General features: G+C 47.3%; 17 protein-coding genes. 7 read left to right on the forward strand and 10 right to left on the reverse strand.

Going from position 1 to position 9,438, the window contains the following annotated elements:
- Positions 1-166: 166 nt before the first annotated feature.
- The gene (locus tag SIB66_RS08420) at positions 167-640 is read right to left on the reverse strand and encodes a peroxiredoxin (protein WP_413410302.1); all 474 of its coding nucleotides are present in this window, start codon (positions 638-640) and stop codon (positions 167-169) included.
- Between SIB66_RS08420 and SIB66_RS08425 the strand changes: the two genes are divergently transcribed.
- Positions 639-827, forward strand: a complete 189-nt coding sequence (locus SIB66_RS08425) for a hypothetical protein (RefSeq protein ID WP_236070119.1) — start codon at positions 639-641, stop codon at positions 825-827. The two genes, SIB66_RS08420 and SIB66_RS08425, sit on opposite strands and share 2 nt — an antisense overlap.
- Positions 828-994: 167 nt before the next feature.
- Here the strand turns inward: SIB66_RS08425 and SIB66_RS08430 are convergent, their stop codons facing one another.
- A complete protein-coding gene (locus tag SIB66_RS08430) occupies positions 995-1,393 on the reverse strand; it encodes a trigger factor family protein (protein ID WP_063405782.1) in 399 nt (132 codons plus the stop codon).
- A 300-nt stretch (positions 1,394-1,693) separates the two neighbouring features.
- Positions 1,694-2,056, reverse strand: a complete 363-nt coding sequence (locus SIB66_RS08435; protein WP_063405783.1) for a hypothetical protein — start codon at positions 2,054-2,056, stop codon at positions 1,694-1,696.
- Positions 2,057-2,576: 520 nt separating this feature from the next.
- On the opposite strand from SIB66_RS08435, the gene SIB66_RS08440 reads away from it, so the two are divergent.
- Both SIB66_RS08440 and SIB66_RS08445 read left to right on the forward strand, forming a co-directional pair.
- Positions 2,577-2,870: a DUF1651 domain-containing protein gene (locus SIB66_RS08440; RefSeq protein ID WP_063405784.1), complete on the forward strand. Its 294-nt coding sequence runs from the start codon at positions 2,577-2,579 to the stop codon at positions 2,868-2,870.
- Positions 2,867-3,034 carry a hypothetical protein gene (locus SIB66_RS08445; RefSeq protein ID WP_169189793.1) on the forward strand — a complete coding sequence of 56 codons (168 nt, stop codon included), beginning with the start codon at positions 2,867-2,869 and terminating at the stop codon, positions 3,032-3,034. The genes SIB66_RS08440 and SIB66_RS08445 overlap by 4 nt, the downstream gene beginning before the upstream one ends.
- 38 nt (positions 3,035-3,072) lie before the next feature.
- On the opposite strand, the gene SIB66_RS08450 is transcribed toward SIB66_RS08445, so the two are convergent.
- Both SIB66_RS08450 and SIB66_RS08455 read right to left on the reverse strand, forming a co-directional pair.
- Positions 3,073-3,240, reverse strand: a complete 168-nt coding sequence (locus SIB66_RS08450; RefSeq protein ID WP_236070116.1) for a hypothetical protein — start codon at positions 3,238-3,240, stop codon at positions 3,073-3,075.
- Between the two features lie 157 nt (positions 3,241-3,397).
- Positions 3,398-3,685, reverse strand: coding sequence for a hypothetical protein (locus SIB66_RS08455; protein WP_413410303.1), 288 nt, complete (start codon positions 3,683-3,685; stop codon positions 3,398-3,400).
- Positions 3,686-4,362: 677 nt separating this feature from the next.
- Here SIB66_RS08455 and SIB66_RS08460 point away from each other — a divergent pair.
- Entirely contained in the window at positions 4,363-4,581 is a 219-nt protein-coding gene (locus tag SIB66_RS08460) for a hypothetical protein (protein ID WP_063399322.1), read from the forward strand.
- An 84-nt stretch (positions 4,582-4,665) separates the two neighbouring features.
- Here SIB66_RS08460 and SIB66_RS08465 read toward each other — a convergent pair whose 3' ends face one another.
- Positions 4,666-4,896, reverse strand: a complete 231-nt coding sequence (locus tag SIB66_RS08465) for a hypothetical protein (protein ID WP_155724601.1) — start codon at positions 4,894-4,896, stop codon at positions 4,666-4,668.
- Positions 4,897-4,928: 32 nt separating this feature from the next.
- On the opposite strand from SIB66_RS08465, the gene SIB66_RS08470 reads away from it, so the two are divergent.
- Positions 4,929-5,309: a hypothetical protein gene (locus SIB66_RS08470; RefSeq protein WP_413681235.1), complete on the forward strand. Its 381-nt coding sequence runs from the start codon at positions 4,929-4,931 to the stop codon at positions 5,307-5,309.
- Between the two features lie 668 nt (positions 5,310-5,977).
- Here the strand turns inward: SIB66_RS08470 and SIB66_RS08475 are convergent.
- The 3 genes from SIB66_RS08475 to SIB66_RS08485 all read right to left on the reverse strand — a co-directional run bounded on the left by SIB66_RS08475 (position 5,978) and on the right by SIB66_RS08485 (position 6,787).
- Positions 5,978-6,106 carry a hypothetical protein gene (locus SIB66_RS08475; RefSeq protein ID WP_413681236.1) on the reverse strand — a complete coding sequence of 43 codons (129 nt, stop codon included), beginning with the start codon at positions 6,104-6,106 and terminating at the stop codon, positions 5,978-5,980.
- Positions 6,103-6,543, reverse strand: coding sequence for a cupin domain-containing protein (locus SIB66_RS08480; RefSeq protein WP_063407756.1), 441 nt, complete (start codon positions 6,541-6,543; stop codon positions 6,103-6,105). Before SIB66_RS08480 ends, SIB66_RS08475 begins: the two co-directional genes overlap by 4 nt.
- Positions 6,544-6,613: 70 nt before the next feature.
- Positions 6,614-6,787, reverse strand: a complete 174-nt coding sequence (locus tag SIB66_RS08485; protein WP_196757588.1) for a hypothetical protein — start codon at positions 6,785-6,787, stop codon at positions 6,614-6,616.
- A 277-nt stretch (positions 6,788-7,064) separates the two neighbouring features.
- Here SIB66_RS08485 and SIB66_RS08490 point away from each other — a divergent pair, with 277 nt between their 5' ends.
- Together SIB66_RS08490 and SIB66_RS08495 are read left to right on the forward strand one after the other, a co-directional pair.
- Entirely contained in the window at positions 7,065-7,358 is a 294-nt protein-coding gene (locus tag SIB66_RS08490) for a hypothetical protein (protein ID WP_063403216.1), read from the forward strand.
- Positions 7,359-7,486: 128 nt separating this feature from the next.
- Complete coding sequence (locus SIB66_RS08495) at positions 7,487-7,747, forward strand: hypothetical protein (protein ID WP_063407755.1); 261 nt, start codon at positions 7,487-7,489, stop codon at positions 7,745-7,747.
- An 813-nt stretch (positions 7,748-8,560) separates the two neighbouring features.
- Here the strand turns inward: SIB66_RS08495 and SIB66_RS08500 are convergent.
- Positions 8,561-9,217 (reverse strand): hypothetical protein, encoded by a 657-nt coding sequence (locus tag SIB66_RS08500; RefSeq protein WP_063421439.1) that lies wholly within the window; start codon positions 9,215-9,217, stop codon positions 8,561-8,563.
- Between the last annotated feature and the right edge of the window lie 221 nt (positions 9,218-9,438).

Raw genomic sequence — 9,438 nt, forward strand, 5'->3', positions numbered from 1 at the left:
TTAGAATTGCTTGATAGAAGGAGTGAATCCTTACAGTATCAACGCTTTCCGGTGTGCACAATATTGCAGGTAACTTCAAGATATTTGCGTTATTATTTTGCCTGTTTGCGATAAGCTTTTCGCCGTTTGGGCAGAAGGTAGATGGTCTCTTTCTCTCGCGATTCATTTATGACTGCTGAAGTTCCTTCAATGCTCGTAGCACATCTTGACTATGGCGAGATGGACTTACGTCTTCCCAGCGAGCGCGAAGGATGCCATCGGGATCAATCAGAAATGTGTGACGTTGGCTAAATGGTGAACTCCATGATCCATACCTTTCGCTTACGACTCCACCTGGGTCAGACAACAGTGTGTATCCAAGGCCTTCGCTGCTACAGAAGCTCACGTGCTCTTCGGTGCCATCAGCGCTGACTCCCACCACAGCCGCACCTGCAGCTTTAAAGTCTGAGAGATCTCGCTGGAATCCACGCGCCTCGAGTGTGCAGCCACTGGTGAAGTCGCGAGGGTAGAAGTAAAGAACCAGCCAACTGCCTAGAAAGGCATCACGTTGTAATTTCTCAGCCAGCGCACCTTCTTGAGCAGCGGCCTCTAGCTCAAAGTCTGGGGCTTGAGCGTCTAGAGCAGGAAGCTTTCCCTCCATGGCCAAGGCTTGGCTTGGGCGCCCAAGACATTGGCTGATACTCAACACTGCCGCCCCTGTTATGACTCTCAAGAGTTCAGATCGTTTCACCGGTATCAAGCCAACTGCAGAAGAGATTAGTCAGAACAACTTCATGGCGGAGCTAATCTGGCAAATGAATCTGACGATTGTGATCTCAACCAGTTGAATTGGATTCATGAGTCAAGCACCACTAATTTTTAGCTAGCTGACTAACATCTTGCGTTGAATTGGAATCTATACCTTAGTCCCCCCCATAAGAATAACAACAGTTATTAATCATGCTCTGATCTTCTTTGTCTCTTTACTCTTTTCAAGTTCTGTCCGGTCGGCTTTTCACTCTTCTTCCTGTTTGCTTGCTGAAGCTACCTCTGCTTCAAGAGTAAATGTCACACTTTTATCAGGACTGAAGCGATCCACAAGAGTTTGAAGTTCTTCTTTGAGCTGCGCCTCAGAAATTGGTTCGATTGATTCTTGAACGATGGCTTCCTTCCATGTCATATCGATCAGCTTCTCTAGTGCCGCTGCTTTGATACGTGCGATACCGATCTGCTGAATGACCACTTGCTTAGGAATCTTTCCTGGACGGAAGCCTGGCAGCCTTATCGCGCTACCCAGGCGCGATAAGGCTGCGTCATAACTTGATTTGCAGCGTGCCGCTGGAACCTCTAGCTCTATCGAGATGTGGTTGTCTGGCAACGCATTGATTTTGACTTTCAACCCCGCCTTCGTCATTGGTAAGACTCCTTCAACAGTGACAACGCAACAGCAGCAGACCCACTAACCCCTACAGCAATGGCGCCAGGTTCACACAGGCTCATTAAAAGGATGTGTGATCTCCTATCCCTCACACTAGTTTGCTTTCGCTGATTTTTCTTAAGCGCTGTTCTGTTTATACATTGCTCATTGGAGGACATTCTTTGACAATTTGGATGAACTATTTTCAGCAAAGCTTAGGATCCATCCACTTGTTTGTTACTAGCTAATGCCTAATACGCGAGACATGGTGCTAGCTATTCCTAAGCCAATGTTAGCTTATAGAGCTTCACAGTTAAATTCTTGAATTTCACCGAGTGGTGTAAGCCCCCGGAAGGTTGGATGTTGATGATCTTCATAGCTCCACCACCATTTACCATCAGTAAAACTGGTTTCGCCAACGTTGAAGGTTCTTGGTAGCATCAGCTTTGAATTTACTAGGTTGATCACGATAAAAGCTCCAGCATCAAGCTCTTCATATGCTTCTACTCTGCTGTATGCTCCATTCTCATTGTTGTAGATTGTTGTTTCGACAAGACTTCCATCACATGTAAATGAGGTTGATTCCGGAGCTAATGCACTTGGGACTACTGGTGAAACACTGATTAGAAAACTCATCATGAAGCCAAGGAATGTCATCATTAACTCTGTCCTGACTAAACTAATAGGGTCAACTGATTGATAGCATGGCAAATACGTGCTCTCAAGGTAATGATTTTTAAATCATCGCAATAAGTAAAGCCCCCGTGGAAAGTGAGGCTTTACTTCGTGGGTTCTTATTCTGTTGTGCTGAAAAAATTTTCTGCATTCTTCAGCGCTGTCTATAGCTTCTGGTAACTTGCCCTGCCAAGTCGTTGCAGGGCTCAATGACGGCTATGGGGTTGATCAAAATTTTCCAGTGGATGGGCTTTACCTTTGAGAACTAGGCCAGATGCGTAGCGTGAAGCTGGGACACTTTGCTAAGGAGTGTTTTTGAAACCTGGGCAAGGCGCAAATCTCACAGCGCGATTTTGAAATGGGTTTTCGGGTCGTCGCGATCGTCCGGAGGAAGCTCTAATCAAGGGCATGTAGGGGCGTAGCCAACAAGATCAGCGTGTAGCCCATCGTCACTATTGACAGACCCCAGAAGCGAGGCTAGTACAGGTGTACTTTTGCTTGTGTTATGCAAGGTCCTCCAGTGCAACAGGTCAATGGCTGGCTGATCAGCCCTGATGGCCATTTCTGCTATCGCTTCCACCGCGATGCCAACAGTTGGATCAGAAACCCCTTCGTTTTTGTTGATCAATGGAGTGCACAAATGGATGGAACTCCATCGCAGATGAAACAGCGCCTGAGGCTTCCTTTGGATCAAGCCCTTGAACTATGTGGTCAGATGCTTCTTGATGGATGGCAAAAACTGACAACTCCGTGCGGGGAAGACCCAGATCCTCAGTTCATAGAAGAGATCGCCGCATGACCCAGAATGAACTCGCCATGAGATTGGCTCGACTATTGCTGCTTAAAGAGGGTGGTGGCACCTTAGAGAGCTTTGAATCCTTGCTTTGCTTGCGGAGTTATTTTTCTGAATTGACGCTCGATGAGCTGCATCAAATCGCAATTGAGTATGGGATCGAGGCCTAGAGACTCTGCAGAAGACGAAGGAAAAGCCCTGGTTTTGACTAGGGCTCTTGGTTTGCATCAACAAGTGAATTGATCTTGAAGGCTCCTGGAAACGACGCTTTCAATCCAGCGACAACCATGCCTTGTTGAAGGGCTGAGGGGTCGTGCGATTCGTAGCGGCAAAAGAATGTTCGACTCCCGCGGGCAATGAGCCTTGACTGGCCCATCAGCTCTCTGGAACCTTCTCGGTGGATTTAGTAGGGCATGGTTCGAGTTGTCTTGCTCATGATCAATGGTCTCGACGATTCGCAGAAAAAAATGACATCGGTCACAGCATTAATCCATCCTGATCCATCGGCACTCTTTTGTTTTTGCTAGTTGGTATCAATTCGATCGCGTTAGAGAGGTACTCGTGCTCGAGAGCAGGCGGGTCTCTGCAAAGACGCGGCATTCGCGGCCCAGTTCGTAGACTTGGTGGGTGAGGATTGTCCACTCTTTGAGATGGATGCTCCAACGAGCTTGCACATTTGAAACTTGCTCAGCCCAGGAGACAATTCCACTGGTTCGCTCTGAGTTTCTTTTGCGCTCTACTTCCAGCTCTGTAAGCAGTTCATTGCGTGTCCAGGCTTTACCCGTGGTGGGGTTGTTGGGGATTGGTGTGTTTGCAGCCATGGTGTTTTTATCGGCGACTTGAACAAGCATAGTACACATGTATTGGCTACATGTGGACCGGCGGCCTGCCCCTGGCGACAGCTGTGGCATCAATCCATCACTCAAGGAAGAGGTAAGAGGCCGGGAGGAATGTCAATTGATGCCAGATCTTTTGTGTTGGCAAGGGTGCTCGCGTTGGTCGCACCATGTTTAGGGCCAATGTTTAGAGCGATAGCTTATTTGCACTTCTTGCTTGGATTTGGCCTCGCTGGCGAATCGCATCGCCTAGACGGCTGAAATTCATGCTTTGGCCCATAGGGCGGGAGGTCCAAGGGCGCTAGCCCATGGAAGGCTTTAATGCTTTAGGCATGTGTTGGTGTGATATGCCAGTTACGTAGATTCTTTGTTAATGCATGTATTTGCTCTAGGGTTAGCTTGTCAATGGCCGCGAATGCGTCGATGCAGCAAGTTTTGCTCGAGCCTAAGCATGCCAAGTTCGCAGCGACGCTCTCCCCGATGAGATTTGATTGAGTGCGCCTGCTTGATAACACTCCTTCTGCTCACCGAACTGCCCCTGATCATCGCTCTGGCAGATGGTCAGGCTCTGATGTGTGAGCGAGCTCACATTGAATTGAGATCTAGACCCCTAGCTGAGATGCTTTTTTGTTGCTATTAAGAGCCAACAAAAATTCTTCGACATGCCAGCAACACTCAAACTCCTTGATAACTACTCTCCAGTAACACTCACTGAAGAGCAAAAGGCAGCATTGGCTCGTGCAAGAGATCCTCAAGCAACAAGCGTTGATGAGTCAGTGAACCTCTTGAAGACGGTGTACTTAAGTGCCGAACCAGAGAATTGGGATGACACCACTGAATCAGAATGGAATTGTGTCGCTACCTGTATCCGTGCTGCTTAGGCAGGCTGATCAGCAATCCTGTATATAGCGAGGCAAAACAGCGCGATAAAAACGCCGAGTGTGATCGTGTAAAAATCCACCTGATTAAGCTCTAGCCTTGGCATAGATGGGTTGAAGCGTCCCACCGTTGTGATCATCATCATCTTCGTTGTCGAAGAAAGAGAGGCCTAATAAAAGAGCACTTACTGGCAGTAAAGGGAATAGCGCAGCCAGTTGACCACTACTCAGAACAGGCTGCACTGCATCCCAAGCGGACCAAACAATCCAGAGTGATGTGAAGAGGATGAAGGAGAGGGTGAGCTTTGATTGAGGCATTGAATGTGCCTGCCAAAAGACGTTCCATGACAATGACAAAAAAACAACGCCAATGTGGGGGCTTTGGGGCCTGCGTTGGTACGGATAGCCGAGGCTTTATTGCTACTTATCTAAGCCCAAAGCATCGACTATCGAAGTGGTTTCAAGCGGTCTCAGGCGGTCTTGCTGTCATCGTTAATACAACAGAGTTCAATCACTCGCCTGATCATCCAGGTGATCACGTTGTTGTGATCCCTGCATCTGAGTACGAAAAGCCCCAAGAGCGTCAGAACGCTGAACGCGTTGCTTGCCTAGAGGCTCGCAAAGCAGATTATCTCGCAGTTGTTGAACAGCTCGAGAAGCAGATTGCTGAATTGCAGTCTTCTCTGCTAGCAGCAGAGAAGGATAAAGAATTGGCGGCAGCTGAGATCTGACAGCTAGCACCAGGTGGTGGGAACACTTGGTGAGGGGGGTACAAAGGGCTCCTGCTGCAAGCGATGGCTTTTGTTCTGCATGATTGAAACTCGCGATTGAATGAACCAGCAGCATTCTCTTTTTTTGAGACTGTTGTCGTGCTTGACGCAAGCCAGGCAGAACTTGGCGCAAGATGGTTAGGGGTTAGGGGTTAGGGGTTAGGGGTTAGGGGTTAGGGGCCTTGTTGGTGATCCTTGATCGTGAGTCAATCACTCAGCAGACTTGGAGGACACACCGCCTTGATATTCATACTCATTAGCAGAGTTGTTGAGTTCTTGAGCTGAGCTCAGCGTTGTGGGCGAGAAGGACATTGGTTTGTTCAAGATCTTGTGGTCGATCCAATCGACAATCATCTCCAACCTCTGTTCATGCCAACAGGGCAAAGATTTTGGGGCACAAAGGCAGCGGCTGCTCTATGGCAAGCAATAAAAAAGACCCTCGCAGGAGAGCGACGGGTCTGGGTGATGGGGAAATCAACTTTTAGGCAAAAATGATCAAAAAAACAAGCTTCCGCTACAGGTGGTGTCAGAAAGTCAATATAAATGCATTCAAACCTAAATATAGTGTGAAGACCATCACTATCACCCTTGACAGCCACTATTCTCTTTGCGTGGCCGGGTGATGGGGATCAGTCGGTTTTTGCACAAATCCGCCCCCTTGTTAGCTGGGGGGCTCTTTTATTGCCTATATAAAAACCTGCGCAGGCGCGATGTGCAAGAGGGGTTGGCCGCAACACTGCCAACAGTTCTGACTTCATTCAGCTTTGACAGGTTGCTTGAGCGGCACTCCTTCTACCCCTGCCCAGGCAACAAACACAACGGCATCTTCATTGCCAATGTTTTCACAGGCGTGTTGGGTGTCTCCGGTAGAGGCAACAAAGGCTTCTCCTCGTCTGAACTCCCTTGCCTTACCAGACTCTGTGAGTGTGCACTTGATCCAACCTTTCTCGACATACACGACACCAGGTTGAGGGTGTGTGTGGATTGGGGTTTTGGCGCCAGGCGGAAAAACAGCTCTTATCAATGTCATCTCAGCTTTGCCTTGCGGATAGCTGACCCGCTCCCCATCCCATGATTCTGTTGAAGACACCAAGACATCAGATTTGATCGGTGCACTGGCTTGATCTTTCCTGTTGCTGCAACTGACGGCCAATAAACCAGTGAGGCAGATGGTCGAGACGATGAGAGCGCGCATAGGAAATAAAAAAGCGGTTTCCTTGAGGAAAACCGCTGAGGTGGTGTGATTTGTAGGAGATTTAAGTGATTTATATGGTGTAGTCAACCCCTCGATTGGTGTGTGTGTGGACAGCGAGTTTCGCTGGGGACTGATGAGCGGAGGTGTAGTCAATTCCTCGATAGCTTTTCGCCATCAGGAACTGGGAATGAGACAGGGCAGCTTGCTTTTGCGCTTTGCGCTGAATCATGGAGAGGATGTTCATCGAACGCTCCTGCAGTGCTTAAGCCCCCGTTGCCTGGCTTAAGTCTGACTGCGCCCCGGAACGGGGCCAACGGTTGGGAAGAGTCTACAGGGGTTTGTTTGGCATTTGTGGGATGTGCCTCCCTGTCCCCCCTAAATAGGAGTTCAGGACTTTGTAATGCTCTAGGCACGATGCCGATTAATTGTGGTTGCGATCGCTTTAAATATGTTCAATTGACTATTTTCTTATTGGTGAGGATGCGAGACGTTGCTACTTTTTAGGAATCTCGCATCTGTCTATGAAATCTCTATTAGTCCTTGCTGCACTGCTTATGTCTGCTGTACCAGTCAAAGCAGCAGATGAGCTTAACCAAAAAAAAGTTTATTTCTACGGTTTTGTTTATGGATCAGGAGCTACCTTATGCGGCGCGTTAGAAGACAAACAAATTACAAAAGAGTATGCACAGTATTTCTTGCCAAGTCTAGTTGAATCCTTGTTAAAGGATCCAAGAAACAAAGGCTATACACCCTCTATAAACAAGGCATATGAAAATATAAAAAAAGCAGATGTTTGTAAAGGTGTTTATCAATGAAGGTTCTTTTAGTCCTCGGTGCTCTACTCCTCTCAGCGTCACCTGCCATCGCTGATGACTTTGTTTATTTGAAATGTGACACTAAAATGCTTCGTGTAATTAGGTAACTCAGCTTAAATAAGATAACAATGATCGAAAATATTCCGGAATTGGTTCACTTCAAGATCGATACTGTCAATGGTCGAATCAGGAACTCATATATGTATTTATGGGAAGAAGCGGATATCGTTGATGGCACTGCTTCTTATAAGGTCAATCATAATGAGGGTGGTATTACTGGTTCAGGAGCATTATCTGTGAAGTATTCTCCGCCTGGAAACATGTCTATTGATTTGATTTCGTTCGATGATGATAGTTCAATGACAATGAATAGGAAGGGTGTTTGTTAGGCTGCAGATACTTCTGTATTTGAGAAGGCTTTTAAAGAGACTGAGGACTGATGCGAATAAGCGACACCTCGCTAAATCGCTTTAATGAACTGCACTACAATGCATTTTGGAATAAATGTCCCGTATATGAAGAAGAGTATGTCCTTTCATACCTTCGTAGTGACGCTAAACACTATAAAAGATAATGAGCAGCAGCAAATGACTTCGGTAGTAGCTGCTGTTCGGTATGGTTGAACCCTAGAAGTATCTTGATAACGTCTTCAATCTCTATCAATTCTGACTTAACTAGGCGAGTCAGAAGGTGTGACTGAACTCAACTCCAGTCATGACAGTAACGATGGCATAGACAAGGGTGACTGCAAGTTGAAGTGCTTCACTGCATTGTTATTGGTACGTCTACTAGGCCTGCAATAAACAAACCATCATCATTCGATGACTGGGATGTAGTTGAAATACCTACATATTCATTCATTCTAATTGAATCAATGAATGCCAATCCACACGAAGATATAAGAGAGCGATATAAGTATGACGTTGAGATTTATATTGACTCTGAACCTCAAGTTATTAGCACAAGAGCAAAACAGAAACCTTCTGTGCTCAGGACTGACCATATAGATGTCAATAGCCTCTCCCCATGATCTAGAAGTTTTGATGCAGCACTACGGCACCAATGCCAGGGAGTTGGAGCTGATGGCTGCCGCTGAATCCACTGCGGACTTAACTCACCTTGCCTAAGGTCCCCAGCCCATCTTCTGCTGCAGAGTAGGTAATAAAAACCCCTTCACTTGGTGGAGTGAACTGGGTGTGGGCTCATGCACAGGGTTCCAGGCGGCGCCGAGCATCGACCTGTGTCCGACGAATAGCGGCTCTCACAGTCAGAACACCAGCAACGATATTGACCAGAATTACGAGCAAAAACTCAATTAAATGAACCCAAGCCTTCACCCAGTCTGTACTCGTCAACGCCCCCTGGATCATTAGCTCCTTATCAACTGGGAGAAGTACGTTGGTGAGTACCAAGATCCCTGCAGAAGCCAGCAGCACTACAAAGCGAGCTATGAAATCCCACAGCAATGGGGTGATTGTGCGTCGTGTAACAGCATAATAAATGCTTGCAAATGGCAGCAAATAATGGGCGATTGACCAAGGCCAGACACGGCCCTGCAGACGGCGTTCCAGTGCTAGCTGACGGACGGATTGCTGAGTATCCCTTTGACTGACCCGGTCAAATTCATGACTGTCTATGCCAATGGTTCTGATTGACTCAAAGATCATGCCCAATGTCAGCAGTCCTACTCCGAACTGAAGAATGGGATCCAGCCAGCAACCCTGGAAAAAGAGAATGCCAGCGACCAGCGGCAGAGCCATAGCACGCCCAGCCACATTGATTAATAACAGTGCATATCCCCACCTTTGAAATGACACCCTGGATTGATCACGGCGCATCAGACCATCAAAGCGACGCAATGAAGCGACAAGAGCAGGAATCTAGAGCGCCAGAAGGAGCAGACCTGCAATAGAAGCCCAGTTCAGACTTGCAAGCAGCATCGGTGAAGATAGGGAATACATTTGGACAGAAACACCAGCTGTATGCACTTTCTAGTAATGGCGATGCTAAAATAAATCTTCGAGATATTTCGATAGAAACGATAAAGTTGTCTGCATTCGTGTTGATCGTAATAAGAAAA

This window comes from Prochlorococcus sp. MIT 1318 (genome assembly GCF_047304505.1).
Classification (GTDB): domain Bacteria; phylum Cyanobacteriota; class Cyanobacteriia; order PCC-6307; family Cyanobiaceae; genus Prochlorococcus; species Prochlorococcus marinus_D.

Bases quoted from the DNA above. Each gene is read 5' to 3' on its own strand.
- SIB66_RS08425 (WP_236070119.1), top strand. From the start codon at position 639: ATGGCCAAGGCTTGGCTTGGGCGCCCAAGACATTGGCTGATACTCAAC.
- SIB66_RS08420 (WP_413410302.1), bottom strand. From the start codon at position 640: ATGGAGGGAAAGCTTCCTGCTCTAGACGCTCAAGCCCCAGACTTTGAG.
- SIB66_RS08430 (WP_063405782.1), bottom strand. From the start codon at position 1,393: ATGACGAAGGCGGGGTTGAAAGTCAAAATCAATGCGTTGCCAGACAAC.
- SIB66_RS08435 (WP_063405783.1), bottom strand. From the start codon at position 2,056: ATGATGACATTCCTTGGCTTCATGATGAGTTTTCTAATCAGTGTTTCA.
- SIB66_RS08440 (WP_063405784.1), top strand. From the start codon at position 2,577: ATGCAAGGTCCTCCAGTGCAACAGGTCAATGGCTGGCTGATCAGCCCT.
- SIB66_RS08445 (WP_169189793.1), top strand. From the start codon at position 2,867: ATGACCCAGAATGAACTCGCCATGAGATTGGCTCGACTATTGCTGCTT.
- SIB66_RS08450 (WP_236070116.1), bottom strand. From the start codon at position 3,240: ATGGGCCAGTCAAGGCTCATTGCCCGCGGGAGTCGAACATTCTTTTGC.
- SIB66_RS08455 (WP_413410303.1), bottom strand. From the start codon at position 3,685: ATGGCTGCAAACACACCAATCCCCAACAACCCCACCACGGGTAAAGCC.
- SIB66_RS08460 (WP_063399322.1), top strand. From the start codon at position 4,363: ATGCCAGCAACACTCAAACTCCTTGATAACTACTCTCCAGTAACACTC.
- SIB66_RS08465 (WP_155724601.1), bottom strand. From the start codon at position 4,896: ATGCCTCAATCAAAGCTCACCCTCTCCTTCATCCTCTTCACATCACTC.
- SIB66_RS08470 (WP_413681235.1), top strand. From the start codon at position 4,929: ATGACAAAAAAACAACGCCAATGTGGGGGCTTTGGGGCCTGCGTTGGT.
- SIB66_RS08475 (WP_413681236.1), bottom strand. From the start codon at position 6,106: ATGAAGTCAGAACTGTTGGCAGTGTTGCGGCCAACCCCTCTTGCACAT.
- SIB66_RS08480 (WP_063407756.1), bottom strand. From the start codon at position 6,543: ATGCGCGCTCTCATCGTCTCGACCATCTGCCTCACTGGTTTATTGGCC.
- SIB66_RS08485 (WP_196757588.1), bottom strand. From the start codon at position 6,787: ATGAACATCCTCTCCATGATTCAGCGCAAAGCGCAAAAGCAAGCTGCC.
- SIB66_RS08490 (WP_063403216.1), top strand. From the start codon at position 7,065: ATGAAATCTCTATTAGTCCTTGCTGCACTGCTTATGTCTGCTGTACCA.
- SIB66_RS08495 (WP_063407755.1), top strand. From the start codon at position 7,487: ATGATCGAAAATATTCCGGAATTGGTTCACTTCAAGATCGATACTGTC.